Genomic DNA, 17,010 nt, shown 5'->3' on the forward strand with positions numbered 1-17,010 from the left:
CGATGTGCGAGGGCGGGGGACAGGCGAACGTGACGATCATCGAGAGGCTGTGAAGGCCGTCAGCCGGTGAGGCGCTGTCGTACCTCGTCCGCCTCCTTCATGATCCGCTCCACCAGCTCCGCGCACGACGGCAGGTCGTCGATCACCCCGGCGACCTGCCCGGACGCCATCACCCCCAGATCCGTACGGCCGTCCACCATGGACGCCTTCAGCAGCATCGGCGTGTTCGCGGCGAGCAGGACCTGGCTCCAGGTCAGGTCCTTGCCGTGCTTGAGGGCGCGGCCGTCCTGGAGCATCTGGCGCCATCTCGTGCCGGACAGCTTCCGGTAGCCCGCCGCCCTGCGCACCGCTTGGAGGAGAGCCCGCGCGCGGCCGGAGTGCTCCAGGGCGTCGACCAGTTCCGTACGCAGCATCCGGTGCGGCAGCCCGTCGACGGCCCGCGTGACGGTGACGTCCCGGACCGTCGCCGCCAGATACCGCGCCTTCACCGCGTCCGGCACCGTCGAGTCCGACGTCAGCAGGAACCGGGTGCCCATCGCGACCCCCGCCGCCCCGTAGGCCAGCGCCGCGACCAGCCCACGCCCGTCGAAGAAACCGCCCGCCGCCACGACCGGTATGTCCACGGCGTCGACCACCTGCGGCAGCAGCACCGTCGTCGCCACCTCACCGGTGTGCCCGCCGCCCTCCCCGCCCTGCACGATCACCGCGTCCGCGCCCCACGCCGCGACCTTCTCGGCGTGCCGTCGGGCACCGATCGAGGGGATGACGACCACGCCCGCGTCCTTGAGCTCGGCGATCAGCTCACGGGAGGGCGCGAGGGCGAAGGAGGCGACCCGCACACCCTCGTCGATCATGACGTGGACCCGGTCGCCGGCGTCCGAGGCGTCCGCCCGCAGGTTCACCCCGAACGGCGCGTCCGTACGGGACTTGACCTCGCGTATCGCCTCCCGCAGCCGGTCGACGGTCATCGTCGCGGAGGCCAGGATGCCGAGCGCCCCCGCGTTCGCCGTCGCCGAGACCAGCCGTGGGCCCGCCACCCAGCCCATCCCCGTCTGCACGATCGGGTGGCGGACCCCGACCAGCCGGGTCAGCGGTGTCTCCCTCACGCCCCGACCTCCCTGGCGCGGGTGTTCTCCGGATCGATCACCTCGCGGATGAGCCGCAGCTCCTCTGCGGTGGGTTCGCGGGTCGGCGGCACGTCGTCCGGGACGGCCAGGTCGAAGGAGGTCGCCTCCCTGACCTGCTCCGGTGTGACGCCCGGGTGAAGCGAGGCGAGCCGCATCGAGTGGTCGGGCGTGGCGAAGTCGAAGACACCGAGGTCGGAGACGACGCGCGGGACGCGGTGGAAGCGGGCCGTGTCCGGATGCGCGGCCGCGTGGTCGTAGCCGACGCCGCACACCAGGTCGACCTTCTCGACGAAGACCCGCCGGGAGTGCCTCGGGACCCAGTAACTGGTCGGATTGTTGAGGGTGTTGACGGGCGCGCCCCGCACCCCGAGCAGCTGCCGTTTCGGCCGCTCCCAGTCGCCGATGCACGAGATGTTCTGGTTCCCGAAGCGGTCGATCTGGCTCGCGCCCATCATCACGTGCCGTCGGCCACTGGTGACCAGGGCCAGATGCTGCCGGTACGGCAGCCAGCCCTCGGCCGTCCCGTCCGGGCGGACGAGTGTCGCCTCGCCGTCGGTCAGCAGCAGGTCGGGTGCGAAGGTGAGCCGGGCCAGCCGGGCCCCCACGGACGGGATCAGACCCATCGGGCTCGCCAGGATCTCCCCGGCGTCGCGCCAGGCCTCGGCGCAGGCGATCACGCAGTACTCGGCGCGGGTGGGTGGGAGAAGAGGTGTGCGGGTGGGTGGGACAAGAGGCCCACGGGTGGACTCCGTCATGACCCCTCCCTGACCGCCGCCTGGTACGCCTGCTCGTCCCCGCCGAGGAACCGCGCCGCGAACTCCGGCCACGGCGTGGTCGCGTACGTCTTCTGGAAGGCCTCGTCACGGCCGTAGTCGGGTGCGCAGGAGGTGAAGTGCGCTCCGTTCGGGGCCTCGACGACCCCCGTCACCGTGTGCCGCTTGATCAGCAGTGACTGCGGGGCCGCCTCCTTCAGCAACTCGGCCGTGTCGACGATCCGTTCGCACGACAGGTACGCCGTGTCCGCGGCCTCGCAGAACAGGTCGTCGAAATAGGGATCGGGTCCCAGATACTGTCCGTTGCCCAGCCGGTCGGCGCGGTTGACGTGCACCAGGGCCGCGTCGAGACGCAGCGCGGGCATGGCCACGAACGTCTCCCCGTCGTCGTACGGCGAAGTCACCGTCCGCAGACCGGGGTTGACCCGCATGACGTCCGAACCGATCCCGGCCCGCACGGGCAGGAAGGGCAGCCGGTTGGCGGCGGCGTGCAGTCCCCACATGAACATCGCCTCGTCGATCTCCATGAGCTCGAAGGCGCCGCGTTCCCGGGCCGCGCGGTAGTGCGGTTCCAGCGGGATCGAGTCGAGGGTGACGAAGGCCGTGACCAGCTTGCGGACCCGTCCGGCGGCGGCGAGCATGCCGACGTCGGGGCCGCCGTACGAGACGACTGTGAGGTCGGTGATGTCGGACCGGAGCAATGCCCTGACCAGGGCCATCGGCTTGCGGCGCGAGCCCCAGCCGCCGATGCCCAGGGTCATGCCACTGTGCAGCCGGGCCACGACCTCGTCCGCGGTCGTCGTCTTGTCGCTCATTCAGCCACCGTCCCTTCCGAACGAGTCACTCCGAACGTGTCACGAACCCGGTCGGCCACCCCGCTGAGGCCCGCCTCGAAGGTGAAGCCCTGCTCGAAGCGGTAGCTGCGGCGCACGTCGACCGGGTCGATGCCGTTGATCGCGGCCTTGGCGAGGCGCAGCAGCTGTCCGTCCTTGGCGGCGATCTCGCGGGCCAGCTCCAGTGCGGCGGCGCGCAGTTCCGTGCGCGGCACGACCCGCCACACCGAACCGTGCGTGTGCAGCTCGGCGGCCGTCGCCGTGCGCGAGGTGAAGTACAGCGCGCGCATCAGATGCTGGGGGACCAGCCGGGCCAGATGCGTGGCCGCGCCCAGCGCTCCGCGGTCCAGCTCGGGCAGCCCGAAGGTGGCGTCCTCGCTCGCCACGATCGCGTCCGCGTTGCCCACCAGACCGATACCGCCGCCCAGACAGAAGCCCTGCACGGCCGCGACGACGGGCACCTCGCAGTCGTACACAGCGGCGAACGCGTCCGCGCAGGCGTGGTTGGCGCCGATCAGCGCGCTGTGCCCGTCCCGCTGTATCTCCTTGATGTCCACGCCCGCGTTGAAGCCGCGCCCCTCGGCGGTGATGACGACACACCGGACCCCCGGGTCCCGGCCCGCCGCCCGCACCGCGTCGGCCAGCGCGAACCAGCCCTCCACCGGCAGGGCGTTGACCGGTGGGAAGTCGACCGTGACGACGGCGATCCCATCTTTTTCGAACCCCTTTTCCGGGGACGAGGTGGAGACACCCATGGCCGCATCAGCTACCTTTCCACCAAACGTTTGTTAGGTGAAGTTCTCAGGGTGAAGGGTAGCCGCGGATGAGGCTGGACGGGAAGGTCGTGGTCGTCACGGGCGGCACGCGCGGTGTCGGTGCCGGGATAACGCGGGCCTTCGCCGAGGCCGGCGCGGAGGTCGTGGTCTGTGCGCGCAGGCCACCCGAAGTTCCGTGCGCGGACGCCGAGTTCAGGCCGCTCGACCTCCGTGACCCGGAAGCCGTACGGGCCTTCTTCGCGGCCCTGCCCCGGCTGGATGTGTTGGTCAACAACGCGGGTGGCACACCGTACCGACGGTTGACGGACGCGGATGCCGAGCGGCACGCGTGCGTGATCGAGCTGAACCTCGTCGCGCCGATGACGGCGTCCCTGGCCGCCTACGAGCAGCTGAGGCGGGTGCGGGGCTCGGTGGTGATGGTCGGCAGTGTCAGCGGTGGCCGTCCGTCGCCCGGGTCGGCGGCGTACGGGGCGGCGAAGGCCGGGCTGGAGAACCTGGCCCGGTCGATGGCGGTGGAGTGGGCGCCGGAGGTGCGGGTCAACACGCTGGTCGTGGGCATGGTGCGCACCGAGCGGTCGGACCTGCACTACGGGGGCGAGGACGGCATCGCGGCCGTCTCCCGCACCGTCCCGCTCGGCCGCCTCGCCGAACCGTCCGACGTCGGCACGGCAGCCGTCTTCCTCGCCTCCGACGCCGCCACCTACATCAGCGGGGCGAGCCTGCTCGTGCACGGTGGGGGCGAGCGGCCCGCGTTCCTGGACGCCGCAACGGTCAACAAGGAGGCATGAGATGAGCCGGATCTGTGCGGGGCGGGTCGTCGTGGTCACCGGCGGGGGGCGGGGGCTGGGGCGTGCGCACGCGCTCGCGTTCGCGGCGGAGGGGGCGAAGGTCGTCGTCAACGACCTCGGGGTCGGGTTGGACGGCTCGGACCGGGGGGCGGCTGCGGACGGCCCCGCCCGACAAGTGGTCGAGGAGATTCGCGCGGCGGGCGGTGAGGCGGTTGCGCACAGTGGTGACGTGGCGACGAGCGCCGGGGCGGCATCCCTGGTGGCCGCCGCGTTGCAGACGTACGGTCGCCTCGACACGCTCGTCAACAACGCCGGCTTCCTGCGTGACCGGATGCTGGTCAACCTCGACGAGGACGACTGGGACGCCGTCGTACGCGTCCACCTCAAGGGTCACTTCCTCCCGCTGAAGCACGCCGCCGCGCACTGGCGGGCGGAGGCGAAGGCGGGTCGGACCCCGGGTGCCAGGGTCGTCAACACGAGCAGCGGGGCGGGTCTGCTGGGCTCACTCGGCCAGGGCAACTACAGCGCCGCGAAGGGCGGAATCCTCGCCCTGACGCTGGTCGCGGCAGCCGAGCTGTCCCGCTACGGCGTGCAGGTCAACGCGATCGCCCCGGCGGCGCGCACGCGGATGACGGAACGTACCTTCGCGGCTTCCATGGCGGCTCCCGACGCCGGCTTCGACGCCATGGCCCCCGAGAACGTCTCACCGTTGGTCGTCTGGCTGGGCTCGGCGGCGAGCGAGGGCGTGACGGGGAGGGTGTTCGAGGTGGAGGGCGGGCGGATCACGGTGATGGAGGGGTGGAGGGCGGGGCCGAGCGTGGACAAGGGGGCGCGGTGGGTGCCGGAGGAGGTGGGGGAGGTGGCGTTGAAGTTGGTGGGGGAGGCGGGGGTGCAGGGGGTGGTGTACGGCGCGTGAGGAGCGGGGGTCCAGGGGGCGGAGCCCCCTGGCGGGGTCGAAGGGGCAGAGCCCCTGGGGATGGGACGGGTAGGGGCGGCGGGGGCGAGGAAAGTCCCTTACGTGTCGCACTCCAACACCGTCCGGCACAACCCACACCGCGCCCGAACCCGCCCCCGCACCGGCACCCGAATCCGCTGCTGACACGTAGGACAGGGAAACGACACCCGCAACGGCCCCCGCCCATCCGGCGTGAACGCGTACGGCACCCCCGGCCGCGCCCCGGCACCGTGGTGGTCCTGGGCATGCCGCCGGTCCCGGGCATACCGCCGCCGCCCCGCCCACCCGGCCGCCGTCAGCGGCGGCTGCTCCTCGTCCCGCCGCGCCTCCGCCATGCCCTTCCCGTACGCCGCGTACGCCTGCGGACTGGTGAACCACACCGACGGATCCTCGGCGAAGAGCAGCGCCCGCTTGGCGAGCACGTACCCGAACTCCTCCGGCGTCAGATACCCCAGCTTCTGCGAGGACGCCGCGTCCTCCCGGTACGCGTCGAGGAGCAGCCAGCCCGCGCCCAGATACGTCGTCGCCGTGTCCGTGAGGATCTCGTTGTCCCGCGTGCCCGGGAAGGACAGACCGAGGCGGTGCAGATACACATGCATCACCTCGTGGGCCAGCGCGGCCCCGATGTCCCGGCGATGGGTGCGGAACCGGTCGTTCAGCTCGACGAAGTACTCGGGCCCGGCCGCGAGTTCCACGTTCGCCGCGTGGCTCATCTCCCGGAAGCTCACGATCAGCCGGGCGTCCGGAAGGTGGTAGTGCCGCACCAGCTCGCGGGCCACCCGCTGCGCGCCCATATAGAGGTCGTCCGTGTCGGAGAACGCTACGTCGACCGGCGCCACGCTGGCCGCGAAGGTCTGGACGGTGTCGTACGACAGCCGCCGGTAGAGCGCGGTGATGGAGGCCCGCACCGTCTCCAGATGTGGGAAGCCGTGCTGAACCGGTCCGCCGTTCGCCACGCCCGTACCCCCAAGACGCCTTGAACCCGATTCCACTCTACGGGGAGGAGAGGGGATTTTCCCTGGCGAGGTTCCACCGCCGGGGCGTGAGATCCGTCCTTGCCAGGCATGCCACCTGATCTTCATACTGCGGGCCGCTCAACACGCCATGAAAGGACGTATGTTGACCTCCAGCTCGCCGAAGAGAAGCGGCATGACCCTGGCCAAGAGAGCGGCAGCGGTCGGTGCCGTCACCCTCGCGGTCGCCTCCCTCCAGCCCCTCAGCGCGAACGCCGCGTCCACCCGCGTCGTCGGTGGAACGCCCGCCGCGCAGAACGAGTTCCCGTTCATGGTCCATCTCTCCATGGGCTGCGGCGGGGCGCTCTACAAGAAGGACGTCGTCCTGACCGCCGCCCACTGCATGGACGGCTCCGGCAACAACACCAGCATCACCGTCACCGCGGGTGTCAACGACCTCGACTCCTCCGCCGCGATCAAGGTGAAGTCGACGAAGGTGAAGGTGGCCCCGGGCTACAACGGCACCGGCAAGGACTGGGCGCTGATCAAGCTCGCCCGGCCCATCGACAAGCCGACGCTGAAGATCGCCACCACGGACCGCTACAACCGCGGCATGTTCACGATCGCCGGTTGGGGCGACACCGAGGAGGGAGCCGGCACGGGCACGACCAAGCTCCGCAAGGCCACGGTTCCCTTCGTCGCCGACCGCATCTGCAAGCGCCACTACGGGAACCGGCTGGTGTCGAAGGAGGAACTGTGCGCCGGCTGGCAGAGCGGCGGCATCGACACCTGCCAGGGCGACTCCGGCGGCCCCATGTTCCGCAAGGACGACGCCAACAAGTGGATCCAGGTGGGCATAGTCAGCTGGGGCGACGGCTGCGCCCGCGCCGGCGTGCCCGGCGTCTACACGGAGGTCAGCACCTTCGCGAAGGACATAGCCCGGGCGGCGAACGCGCTCTAGGCGGTCGCCGCACCAGCAGTACGTCAGACGGCCCGGAGCACCGGGGCACCCGCTTCGGCGGACCCCGGCCGGGCCGTCTCGTCCAGCTCCAGCACCCACACCTCGTTGCCGCCCTCCCGCAGCACGGGCCCCGGGACGTACAGCGAGTGCTGCGGGCCCGCGGACCAGTAACGGCCGAGAGGGAAGCCGTTGATCCAGACGAACCCGCGGGTCAGGCCCGGCAGCTCCAGACGGGCGTCACCGGCGCCCCGCACCGTGACGGTGCCCCGGTAAAGCCCGGGGGCACCGTCCTCGGGCAGCTCCCGGGACGGCACCGCCCGCACCCTCTCGACGTCGTCCAGCGCCTCCAGTCGCAGCCCCCGCGCACGTACGTCGTGCAGATACTGCCGCTCGTGCAGCACGCCCCCGGTGATCCCCTTGGGCTCGCCCAGCCGCGGCCCGTAGTTGACCCGCCCCAGGGACTCCACCCACAGCTCCACGCGCGCGTACCCGGCCACGGGCTCCTTGAGGCTCGCGTCGTCCTCGGTGAGCACCCCGGCCCGCTCCCCGTCGACGTACACCACGGCGAGGTCCCGCAGCCCGCGCACGGTCAGCGGATACGGCTGCCTCGGTCCCGGCACCGTCACCTCGTACCGCACCAGTCCCCGCTCGACGCCCAGTTCCTCGAAGGCGGGCGGGACGGGACCGGACGTCTCCGGGCCGCCCAGTGTCTCCAGTACGTCGCCCAGGGGCGCCCAGTCGGTCAGGGTCACCTCGGCCGACGCGCCCAACGGCGCCGGTGCGGGCGGGACTTCGGGCAGGGGGCCGTCGGCGTAGGCGGAGAGGACCTCGCGGAAGGCCCAGAACTTCTCCGTGGGGCGGCCGTGCTCGTCGACGGGGGCGTCGTAGTCGTACGACGTCACGTCGGGCTCCAGCGGGCCGTCGTGCAGCGCGCCGCCGCCCCGGTTGGCGCCCGCCCAGCCCGCGAAGTTCGTGCCGCCGTGCGCCATGTACAGGTTCACCGAGGCCCCGCACTCCAGGATCTCCCGCAGGGCCGCCGCCGCGTCCCCGGGATCCCGTACGACGTGCTCGCCGCCCCAGTGGTCGAACCAGCCGCACCAGAACTCCATGCACATCAGCGGGCCTTCGGGACGGTGCCGGCGCAGCGTCTCGAAGGCCACGCGCGCGTGCGAGCCGAAGTTGACGGTGGCCAGGACACCGGGGACCGAGCCGCCGGTGAGCATGTGGTCCTCGGGGCCGTCCGAGGTGAACAGCGGGACCGTGACGCCGTGCTCCCGCAGCAGGTCGGCCAGGCGGCGCAGGTACTCCGCGTCCGAGCCGTAGCTGCCGTACTCGTTCTCGACCTGCACCATGATCACCGGCCCGCCGCGGTCGATCTGCCGGTGCACGATCTCGGGCAGGAGGCGTCCGAACCAGCTCGCCACGTGTGCCATATAGCGCTCGTCACGGGTACGCGCGCGTGCGCCCACCTCGGCCGTCAGCCAGTACGGCAGCCCGCCGTTCTCCCATTCGGCGCAGATGTACGGCCCCGGCCGCACGATCGCCCACAGCCCCGCCTCCCGGGCCGCGTCCAGGAACCGGCCGAGCGCCCCCACGTCCCGGCCGCGGCCCGGCGCCGGCTCGTGGAGGTTCCACGGCACATACGTCTCCACGCAGTTGAGGCCCATCGCCCGCAGCATCGCCAGCCGGTGCCCCCACTGCGCCTCGTGCACCCGGAAGTAGTGCAGCGCGCCGGACAGCAGCCGCACCGGCCGCCCGTCCAGCAGGAAATCCGTGTCCCCCACCGTGAACTCACTCATGGCCCCACCCTCACCTCTGGCGCAGGTCAGGGTCCATGGACAAAGATCGGCGCTGCTTGGACCGAGGGGACCGAGGGGACCGAGGAGAGGGGAGGTGCGCGCATGTACCACACCTGGATGCGGTTCTTCACGCCCGGACCCGCCCACCACCGGCTCGGCCTCGTCTGCCTCGGCGTCGGCCTCCAGTACGGCCCCCTGCCCACCGTCGGCCCGCGCACCCTCGACCACCACGTGGCCGTCGTGATCAACGCGGGCGGCGGCTGGTACGAGAGCCCCGACGGCCGCCGTACGACCGTCACCGCGCCCGCGCTGCTGTGGCTGACCCCCGGCGTCCCGCACCACTACGCGCCCGACCCCGGCACCGGCTGGGACGAGGGCTTCGTCGACTTCGCCGGGCCCGCCACCGCGACGTACACCGAACTCGGCTACATCGAGCCCGACCGCCCCGTCGTGCCCCTGTCCGACGCCGCCGGCCCCCGCGCCGTCATCGGCCGCATCGCCCGCGCCGCCCGCCGCGACAACCCGCTCCTGGAGGTGGAGACCGGCGCCGCGGTCCACGAACTCCTCGTCGCCCTGCGCCGCGCCCGCGCCGATCTCGCGCCCGACGGCGAGGCGGTCCTCAAGGCCCTCGCCCGCGACGCCTGCCTGCCGCTGACCGTCGCCGACCACGCCGCCCGGCACGGCACGACCCTCGCCGAACTGCGCACCGCCGTGCGGCGCGGCGCCGGCTGCAGCCCCAAGGACTATCTGCTCGGCATCCGCCTGGGCCGCGCCAAGGAACTCCTCGCCGCCACCGAGCTGCCCGTCGCCGCAGTCGCCCGCCGCGTCGGCTACGACGACCCCGCCTACTTCTCCCGCCTGTTCACCCGCCGCGTCGGCATGGCCCCCGTCCGCTTCCGCGCCCAGCAGGGCCGCACCGTCCCCGGCGGCTGGAGCAACCAGGTGCCCGACCCCGACGACCCACCCGTGATCGAACGAACGACCACGTGAAAGGGCCCCGTAGGCTGAACCCCCATGACCACCAGCAACCCGTCTACCGGCGACGTCGACCCCACCGTCCGTGAGGAGCTCGCCCGGCTGCGCGAGAGCATCGACAACATCGACGCCGCCGTCGTCCACATGCTCGCCGAGCGCTTCAAGTGCACCCAGCAGGTGGGCCACCTCAAGGCCAAGCACCAGCTTCCGCCGGCCGACCCCGCCCGCGAGGCGCGGCAGATCGCCCGGCTGCGCACCCTCGCCGAGAACGCCAAGCTCGACCCCGCGTTCGCCGAGAAGTTCCTGAACTTCATCATCGCCGAAGTGATCAGGCACCACGAGAGCATCGCCGAGGACACGATCAACGGCGCCGCGCCCACGGCGAAGTGACCCCGGGCCCGGTCGCGCGGTCGCGCCCGCCCCGCGCGCGCGGGCGACGCGAAAGTGACGGCGGGAGCCGGACAGGCCCTCCCGGGGGAGTGACACGGCGGCCCGTGCCGGGCATGCTGCGCTGTGCACCGCATGTCAGCTGACAGGCACTCCCCGTCAGCGCTCCGGACATACCCTGGCTGTCCACGTGGGAGGGACGTCGGGCCATGCCGTCGGATGCCAAGATCCTCATCGTCGACGACCACGAGGAAACGCTGTACGCGCTGGAGAGCGCCCTGGCCCCGCTGGGCTACCGGCTCGCCCGCGCCACCAGCGGTGACGAAGCCCTCAAGCAGGTGCTCCGCGGCCAGGTCGGCCTGCTGCTCCTGGACGTCCGGATGCCCGGCGTCAGCGGCCTGGACGTGGTGCGCTACATGCGACGGGTGGAACAGACCCAGCACATACCGGTCGTCCTGCTCACGGGCTTCGGCGCGGACCAGGAGCTGATGTCCGCCGCCTTCCGGCTCCGCGTCGCCGACCTGGTCCTGAAGCCCGTCGACCCGTGGACGCTGCGCACCAAGGTCCGCTATCTGTACGACTCCTACCAGCGCCATCGCGCGCTGGAACAGGAGGTCCGCGAGTTACGCGCCCTCGTCAAGGACGACCCCGGGGCCCGGGAACCCGGACCGCGCCCCGCCCTGCCGCACCGCGACACCCGCGTCCCGCCGCAGCGCGACAGCCCGGCGACGACACCGACCACGGACTGGAACTGATCCCCACCACGGACCGGACATAACGCCCTTACCGATCCACCCCTGTGCCTTGTCAGCGGCATCAGGCAGCATGTCGTTCATGTCCGTACTGACGCGCGACGAAGCGCAGACCCGTGCCCAGCTCCTCGACGTCCACCGCTACGCGATCGAACTCGACCTGAACACCGGGGACGAGACCTTCGACTCCCGCACGGTCATCCGGTTCACCACGCGCGCGGACCAAGCGGACACGGACACCTTCGTCGAGATCAAGCCGGCCGAACTGCGCTCCGTCACCCTCGACGGACACCCCCTGGACCCGGAGACCCTGGACGAGAACCGGCTGCCCCTGAAGAACCTCACCGCCGGCGAGCACGAACTGCGCGTCGACGCGGCCATGCGCTACTCCCGCACCGGCGAGGGCATGCACCGCTTCACCGACCCCGTCGACGGCGAGACGTACCTCTACACGCAGTTGTGCATGGACGACGCCCAGCGCGTCTTCGCCGCCTTCGACCAGCCCGATCTCAAGGCCGTCTTCTCCTTCACCGTCACCGCACCCGCCGAGTGGACCGTCCTCGGTAACGGCATCGCCACCCAGGAGGGCGCGGGCCGCTGGACGATCGCCGACACCCCGCCGATCTCCACCTACCTCGCCGCGATCGCCGCCGGCCCCTACCACTCGATCCGCACCGAACACCGCGGCCTGCCCTTCGCCCTGCACTGCCGCCGCTCCCTCGCCCCGTTCCTGGACGCCGACGCCGACGAACTCCTCGACGTCACCCGGGCCTGCTTCGACCGCTACCACGAGAAGTTCGAGGAGCCCTACCCCTTCGACTCCTACGACCAGGCGTTCGTCCCCGAGTTCAACGCCGGCGCCATGGAGAACCCCGGACTCGTCACCTTCCGCGACGAGTTCGTCTACCGCTCCGCCGTCACCGACACCGAGCGCCAGACCCGCGCCATGGTCATCGCGCACGAGATGGCCCACATGTGGTTCGGCGACCTCGTCACCCTGCGCTGGTGGGACGACATCTGGCTGAACGAGTCCTTCGCCGAGTACATGGGCTACCAGACCTGCGCCGAGGCCACCCGCTTCACCGACATCTGGACCGACTTCGGCGTCGCCCGCAAGGCCTGGGGCTACGACGCCGACCAGCGCCCCTCCACCCACCCCGTCGCCCCCGAGTCCGTCAACGACACGGCCGAGGCCCAGCTCAACTTCGACGGCATCTCCTACGCCAAGGGCGCCTCCGCGCTGCGCCAACTGGTCGCCTGGCTCGGCGAGAAGGACTTCCTCGCCGGCATCAACATCCACTTCGCCCGGCACAAGTTCGCCAACGCCACCCTCGCCGACTTCATCGACTCCCTCGCCGCCGCCACCGAACGCGACGTCCACGCCTGGGCCGACGCCTGGCTGCGCACCACCGGCGTCGACACCCTCACCCCGGCCGTCGCCCCCGGCGAGAACGGCACGTACAGCCTCACCGTCGACCGCGCCGGCAGCCGCCCGCACCGCATCGCCGTCGGCCTGTACGACCTCGACCTCGGCGACAACGAGGGCCACCTGGTCCTGCGCGAACGCCTCGACCTCGACATCCCGCACCCGGACCCGCAGCCCATCGGCAAGCGCCCGGCCCTGCTGCTGCTCAACGACGGCGACCTGACCTACGCCAAGGTCCGCTTCGACCCCGAGTCCTTCGAGACCCTCCGGGGGCGCCTCGCCGGCCTGCCCGAACCGCTCACCCGCGCGGTCGTCTGGAACGCCCTGCGCGACGCCGTCCGCGACGGCGAACTGGCCGCCACCGCCTACCTGGAGGCCGCCCGCGCCCACCTGCCGCACGAGACCGAACTCGCCGTCGTCCAGGGCGTCCTCGCCTTCGCCGCCGCCCAGGTCGCCGACCGCTACCTCACACCCGAGGAGCGCCCCGCCGGCCTGGCCACGCTCTCCGCGCTGTGCCGCGACCTCATCCGGCGCACCGAGGACGGCGACAACCCCGGTCTGCGGCTGATCGCCGTACGGCACTTCATCGACGTCGCCGCCCACCCCGACACGATCGCCGCCTGGCTCGCCGACGGCACCGTGCCGGGCGGACCCGAACTCGACCCCGAGTTGCGCTGGCGCGTCCTGGGCCGCCTGGCCGTCCTCGGCGCCGTCGACGAGGCCGCCATCGCCGCCGAGCTGGAGCGCGACCCGAGCGCCACCGGCCAGGAGGGCGCCGCCCGCTGCCGGGCCGCCCTGCCCGACGAGGAGGCCAAGGCGAGGGCCTGGGACGCCATGTTCGCCACCGACGCCGGCACCGATCTGTCCAACTACCTCTTCACCGCCACCGCCCAGGGCTTCTGGCAGCCCGAACAGGCCGACCTCCTACGGAGTTACGTCCCCCGCTACTACAAGGACGCGGTAGCCCTCGCCGCCCGCCGCGGCCCCGCCATCGCCGACTCCGCCGGCCGCTACGCCTTCCCCGCGTACGCCGTCGACGCCGACGCCCTGCGACTGGGCGAGGAGTGCCTGCGCGACGGCGAGCCGATCCCGGCGCTACGACGCAGGCTGGCCGACCAACTCGACGACCTGGCACGGGCGTTGCGGGTGCGGGAGGGGTAGGGGGCGGGCCCGTACGACGTAGAGGGCGGGCCTGTACGACGTAGGGGGCGGGGCCCGTACGACGTAGGGGGCTGGTCCGTGCGACGTAGACGGCAGGTGCGTACTACGTAGGGGGGCGCTGCTTCCGATGGCGGAGGCCCCTCTACTCCGCAACCGTCGGTACGCCACCCGACACGCTTCCTCCGCGCGCAAGTACCCCCTTTCGGGTTCCGATCGTTGGGCTTTTCGGGCGTGACCACGCATCCGGGTACAAGCTGGGATCCCCTCTTGCCCAGCGCCCGGGAGGTCACGATGAGCACGCCGTCGTCGCTCGCGTCAGGCCCTGAAGGCCCCGACGCCCTACGGCCGTTGCTCGACACCGTGCTCGACGCGCTGAGCGAGGGCGCCCGCGCGCGCGGGGGGCCACTGCCCTCGGGCGGCCCGGACGCCGTCGCCGCGCGCGTGCGGGCCGCGATCGGGGACGTACTGCCGCAGACGGGCGACCCGAATGCCCTCCACGACGTCGTCCGGGCGCTCGCGGAGGCCGCCGCCGACCCCTCGGACCCCTTCTGCGCCGCCCACCTCCACTGCCCGCCCCTCGCCCTCGCCACCGCCGCCGACCTCGCCGCCTCCGCCCTCAACCCCTCGCTGGACTCGTGGGACCAGGCGCCCGGGGCATCGGAGTTGGAGGGATTGGTGACGGGGGCGCTGGCGGCGGAGGTCTTCGGAGCCGCCGCCTCCCGAGCCGCCCCACCCCGGCACGCCCCCTCCGCCCTGATCACCACCGGCGGCACCGAATCCAACCAACTCGCGCTTCTCCTCGCCCGGGAGGCGCACGGCACCGGAGTCCGGCTCGTGCACGGGGCGAACGCCCATCACTCGCTGCCCCGCGCCGCCTGGCTGCTGGGGCTGCCCGAACCCATCGTCGTACCCGCCCCGGCCGGGACCCTCGACCCCGCCGCCCTCGACGCGGCGATGACCCAACTGCCGGGTCCGCGCGGCTCCTTCGTGGTCGCCGCCACCGCCGGCACCACCGACGCCGGGCTCATCGACCCCCTCCCGGAGATCGCCGCCCTGTGCGCGGCCCACGGCGCCCGGCTGCACGTCGACGCCGCCTACGGCGGAGCCCTCCTCTTCAGCGACATGTACCGCGACCGGCTCACCGGTCTCGACGCCGCCGACTCCGTCACCCTCGACCTGCACAAGCTCGGCTGGCAGCCGGTCGCCGCAGGTCTCCTCGCCGTCCGGAACCCGCGCGACCTCACCGTGCTCCACCACCGCGCCGACTACCTCAACGCCGAGGACGACACCGAAGCGGGCCTGCCCGACCTGCTCGGACGCTCCCTGCGCACCAGCCGCCGGCCCGACGTCCTCAAGATCGCCGTCACCCTGAAGGCCCTCGGCCGCACCGGCCTCGGCCGACTCGTCGACCAGGTCTGCGACCGCGCCCGCGCGTTCGCCGCCCTCGTCCACGACCACCCCGGGTTCGAGCTCTACGCCCTGCCCACCATCAGCACGGTCCTGTTCCGGCCCGCACACGCCGACGACGACGCCGTCGCCGCCGTACGCCGAAGGCTCCTCACCGACGGCCGCGCCGTCCTCGGCCGGGCCCGGATAGAGGGGCGCCTGTGGCTCAAGGCCACGCACCTCAACCCCCACACGCGCCCCGACGACCTGGCCGCCCTCCTGAAACTGGTGGAAGGAAACACCCCCGGATGACCCCCCAGCCGAACCCCCACACCGCCCCCGGGCACGCCGACCTCCTGGCCGCCCCCGGTCACGCGGGCTCCCACGCCGCCCTCAGTGACTCCGGCCCCCACGGCGGCCCTCACCCGGGCGGCCACACCAGCCACGAGGACAGCCACACCAGCCCTCATACCGGCCCCCGCACGAACCCTGACCCGAGATTGCACTCCGGCCCTCACCCGACCCCTCAGCCAGGCCCCGACCCCGAGCCCGACCCCGACACCCCCCGCGACCTCGTCGGCATCGGCATCGGCCCCTTCAACCTCTCCCTCGCCGCGCTCGCCCACCCCCTCGCCGAGCTCGACGCCGTCTTCTACGAGCGGCGCACCGCCTTCTCCTGGCACCCCGGTCTGCTCATCGACGGTGCGCGCATCCAAGTGCCGTTTCTCGCCGATCTGGTGACGCTCGTAGACCCCGCCAGCCCCTGGTCCTTCCTGAACTACCTCAAGGCCCGCGACCGGCTCTTCCCCTTCTACTTCGCCGAGCGCTTCCACATCCAGCGGGCCGAGTACGACGCCTACTGCCGCTGGGTCTGCGAGAACCTCCCCGGACTGAGCTTCGGCCACCAGGTCGACGCCGTCCGCTTCAATCCCGAACGCGATGTCTTCGAGGTCGACTTCACCCAGCTCGGCCCGGACGGGGAGGCCGAGGCACTCGGCCGCACGTACGCCAGGAACATCGTCCTGGGCATCGGCACCGAGCCGTACGTCCCCGACCCGCTCAGGCCCCTCGTCGAGGCGCCGGCCGTCCCCGTCATCCACGCCGCCGACTACATGAACCACCGCGACACCCTGCTCGCCGCCGAGCACGTCACCGTCATCGGGTCGGGACAGTCCGGCGCCGAGGTCTTCCTGGACCTGCTGAGGCGCCGTCCCGCGGGGCGCGAGGGGCTGCACTGGCTCGGCCGTACGGCCGCCTTCGCGCCCATGGAGTACTCCAAGCTCGGCCTGGAGCACTTCACCCCCGACTACACCCGCTACTTCCACGCCCTCGCCGAACCGGTCCGCGACAAGCTCGTCGCCTCACAGTGGCAGCTCCACAAGGGCATCGACGCCGACACACTCGCCGCGATCCATGACGAGCTCTACCGCCGCACCCTGCACGGCGGCTGGCCCGAGGTCGTCCTCACCCCCGGCGTCCGGGTCCGCACCGGCGGCCGTGTCGCCACCACCAAGGTCGAACTCCACCTGGAGCACGTCCACCAGAACACCCGCTCACGCCTGACCACCGACGCGGTCGTCCTGGCCACCGGCTACCGCGAACGCCCCTTCGACTGCCTCCTGGCCGGCCTCGACCCCTACCTGCGCCGCGACAGCCAGGAACGCCCCCGCATCGACGACCAGCATCGCCTGGTCATGGACCCGCACGTCACCGGCTCCGGCTGCAACGTCTACGTCCAGAACGCCGAACGCCACACCCACGGCATCGGCACCCCCGACCTCGGCCTCGCGGCCTGGCGCAGCGCGGGCATCCTCAACGCCGTCACCGGCAAGGAGACCTACCCCCTCCCCACCCGTACGGCCTTCACCACCTTCGGCCTGCAACAGCAGGAGCCCCAGATCCCCCGCGCCCGTCAGCCGAAGGCGCTGACACCGCTCATGGACGGGATCTGAGGCTCC

At 72.1% G+C, this 17,010-nt stretch carries 15 protein-coding genes; 9 read left to right on the plus strand and 6 right to left on the minus strand.

Annotation, left to right across the window (positions count from 1 at the left end; genetic code table 11):
• Positions 1-59 precede the first annotated feature (59 nt).
• From BLU79_RS19470 to BLU79_RS19485, 4 genes are read right to left on the minus strand one after another with little or no spacing between them, the layout of a single operon-like run.
• Positions 60-1,106, minus strand: a complete 1,047-nt coding sequence (locus tag BLU79_RS19470; protein ID WP_093907093.1) for an NAD(P)H-dependent flavin oxidoreductase — start codon at positions 1,104-1,106, stop codon at positions 60-62.
• Positions 1,103-1,882 carry a CoA-transferase subunit beta gene (locus BLU79_RS19475; protein WP_093907094.1) on the minus strand — a complete coding sequence of 260 codons (780 nt, stop codon included), beginning with the start codon at positions 1,880-1,882 and terminating at the stop codon, positions 1,103-1,105. Before BLU79_RS19475 ends, BLU79_RS19470 begins: the two co-directional genes overlap by 4 nt.
• Positions 1,879-2,715 (minus strand): CoA transferase subunit A, encoded by an 837-nt coding sequence (locus BLU79_RS19480; RefSeq protein ID WP_093907095.1) that lies wholly within the window; start codon positions 2,713-2,715, stop codon positions 1,879-1,881. The genes BLU79_RS19475 and BLU79_RS19480 overlap by 4 nt, the downstream gene beginning before the upstream one ends.
• Positions 2,712-3,488 (minus strand): enoyl-CoA hydratase family protein, encoded by a 777-nt coding sequence (locus BLU79_RS19485; protein ID WP_093907096.1) that lies wholly within the window; start codon positions 3,486-3,488, stop codon positions 2,712-2,714. Before BLU79_RS19485 ends, BLU79_RS19480 begins: the two co-directional genes overlap by 4 nt.
• A 68-nt stretch (positions 3,489-3,556) precedes the next feature.
• On the opposite strand from BLU79_RS19485, the gene BLU79_RS19490 reads away from it, so the two are divergent.
• Positions 3,557-4,297, plus strand: coding sequence for an SDR family oxidoreductase (locus BLU79_RS19490; RefSeq protein WP_093907097.1), 741 nt, complete (start codon positions 3,557-3,559; stop codon positions 4,295-4,297).
• A 1-nt stretch (position 4,298) separates the two neighbouring features.
• Positions 4,299-5,213 carry an SDR family oxidoreductase gene (locus tag BLU79_RS19495; RefSeq protein ID WP_093907098.1) on the plus strand — a complete coding sequence of 305 codons (915 nt, stop codon included), beginning with the start codon at positions 4,299-4,301 and terminating at the stop codon, positions 5,211-5,213.
• 98 nt (positions 5,214-5,311) lie between these two features.
• Here the strand turns inward: BLU79_RS19495 and BLU79_RS19500 are convergent, their stop codons facing one another.
• Complete coding sequence (locus BLU79_RS19500; RefSeq protein WP_093907099.1) at positions 5,312-6,208, minus strand: hypothetical protein; 897 nt, start codon at positions 6,206-6,208, stop codon at positions 5,312-5,314.
• Positions 6,209-6,401: 193 nt separating this feature from the next.
• On the opposite strand from BLU79_RS19500, the gene BLU79_RS19505 reads away from it, so the two are divergent.
• The gene (locus tag BLU79_RS19505; protein WP_093907383.1) at positions 6,402-7,166 is read left to right on the plus strand and encodes a S1 family peptidase; all 765 of its coding nucleotides are present in this window, start codon (positions 6,402-6,404) and stop codon (positions 7,164-7,166) included.
• A 23-nt stretch (positions 7,167-7,189) separates the two neighbouring features.
• On the opposite strand, the gene BLU79_RS19510 is transcribed toward BLU79_RS19505, so the two are convergent.
• Positions 7,190-8,965 (minus strand): glycoside hydrolase family 35 protein, encoded by a 1,776-nt coding sequence (locus BLU79_RS19510; protein ID WP_093907100.1) that lies wholly within the window; start codon positions 8,963-8,965, stop codon positions 7,190-7,192.
• Between the two features lie 102 nt (positions 8,966-9,067).
• Here BLU79_RS19510 and BLU79_RS19515 point away from each other — a divergent pair, with 102 nt between their 5' ends.
• The 6 genes from BLU79_RS19515 (at position 9,068) to BLU79_RS19540 (ending at position 17,004) form a co-directional block, all read left to right on the plus strand.
• Positions 9,068-9,955 (plus strand): helix-turn-helix domain-containing protein, encoded by an 888-nt coding sequence (locus BLU79_RS19515; RefSeq protein WP_093907101.1) that lies wholly within the window; start codon positions 9,068-9,070, stop codon positions 9,953-9,955.
• 24 nt (positions 9,956-9,979) lie between these two features.
• Positions 9,980-10,330 (plus strand): chorismate mutase, encoded by a 351-nt coding sequence (locus tag BLU79_RS19520; protein WP_093907102.1) that lies wholly within the window; start codon positions 9,980-9,982, stop codon positions 10,328-10,330.
• 206 nt (positions 10,331-10,536) lie between these two features.
• Positions 10,537-11,082, plus strand: coding sequence for a response regulator (locus BLU79_RS19525; protein ID WP_093907103.1), 546 nt, complete (start codon positions 10,537-10,539; stop codon positions 11,080-11,082).
• A gap of 79 nt (positions 11,083-11,161) precedes the next feature.
• Positions 11,162-13,666 carry an aminopeptidase N gene (gene pepN / locus BLU79_RS19530; RefSeq protein ID WP_177001086.1) on the plus strand — a complete coding sequence of 835 codons (2,505 nt, stop codon included), beginning with the start codon at positions 11,162-11,164 and terminating at the stop codon, positions 13,664-13,666.
• 291 nt (positions 13,667-13,957) lie between these two features.
• Complete coding sequence (locus BLU79_RS19535; RefSeq protein WP_093907105.1) at positions 13,958-15,364, plus strand: pyridoxal phosphate-dependent decarboxylase family protein; 1,407 nt, start codon at positions 13,958-13,960, stop codon at positions 15,362-15,364.
• Positions 15,361-17,004 (plus strand): lysine N(6)-hydroxylase/L-ornithine N(5)-oxygenase family protein, encoded by a 1,644-nt coding sequence (locus BLU79_RS19540; RefSeq protein ID WP_256333383.1) that lies wholly within the window; start codon positions 15,361-15,363, stop codon positions 17,002-17,004. Before BLU79_RS19535 ends, BLU79_RS19540 begins: the two co-directional genes overlap by 4 nt.
• Positions 17,005-17,010 lie beyond the last annotated feature (6 nt).

It is taken from the genome of Streptomyces sp. cf386, assembly GCF_900103585.1.
Taxonomy (GTDB): domain Bacteria; phylum Actinomycetota; class Actinomycetes; order Streptomycetales; family Streptomycetaceae; genus Streptomyces.

Bases quoted from the DNA above. Each gene is read 5' to 3' on its own strand.
- BLU79_RS19540 (WP_256333383.1), top strand. From the start codon at position 15,361: ATGACCCCCCAGCCGAACCCCCACACCGCCCCCGGGCACGCCGACCTC.
- BLU79_RS19490 (WP_093907097.1), top strand. From the start codon at position 3,557: ATGAGGCTGGACGGGAAGGTCGTGGTCGTCACGGGCGGCACGCGCGGT.
- BLU79_RS19495 (WP_093907098.1), top strand. From the start codon at position 4,299: ATGAGCCGGATCTGTGCGGGGCGGGTCGTCGTGGTCACCGGCGGGGGG.
- BLU79_RS19475 (WP_093907094.1), bottom strand. From the start codon at position 1,882: ATGACGGAGTCCACCCGTGGGCCTCTTGTCCCACCCACCCGCACACCT.
- pepN (WP_177001086.1), top strand. From the start codon at position 11,162: ATGTCCGTACTGACGCGCGACGAAGCGCAGACCCGTGCCCAGCTCCTC.
- BLU79_RS19510 (WP_093907100.1), bottom strand. From the start codon at position 8,965: ATGAGTGAGTTCACGGTGGGGGACACGGATTTCCTGCTGGACGGGCGG.
- BLU79_RS19525 (WP_093907103.1), top strand. From the start codon at position 10,537: ATGCCGTCGGATGCCAAGATCCTCATCGTCGACGACCACGAGGAAACG.
- BLU79_RS19515 (WP_093907101.1), top strand. From the start codon at position 9,068: ATGTACCACACCTGGATGCGGTTCTTCACGCCCGGACCCGCCCACCAC.
- BLU79_RS19505 (WP_093907383.1), top strand. From the start codon at position 6,402: ATGACCCTGGCCAAGAGAGCGGCAGCGGTCGGTGCCGTCACCCTCGCG.
- BLU79_RS19485 (WP_093907096.1), bottom strand. From the start codon at position 3,488: ATGGGTGTCTCCACCTCGTCCCCGGAAAAGGGGTTCGAAAAAGATGGG.
- BLU79_RS19535 (WP_093907105.1), top strand. From the start codon at position 13,958: ATGAGCACGCCGTCGTCGCTCGCGTCAGGCCCTGAAGGCCCCGACGCC.
- BLU79_RS19480 (WP_093907095.1), bottom strand. From the start codon at position 2,715: ATGAGCGACAAGACGACGACCGCGGACGAGGTCGTGGCCCGGCTGCAC.
- BLU79_RS19520 (WP_093907102.1), top strand. From the start codon at position 9,980: ATGACCACCAGCAACCCGTCTACCGGCGACGTCGACCCCACCGTCCGT.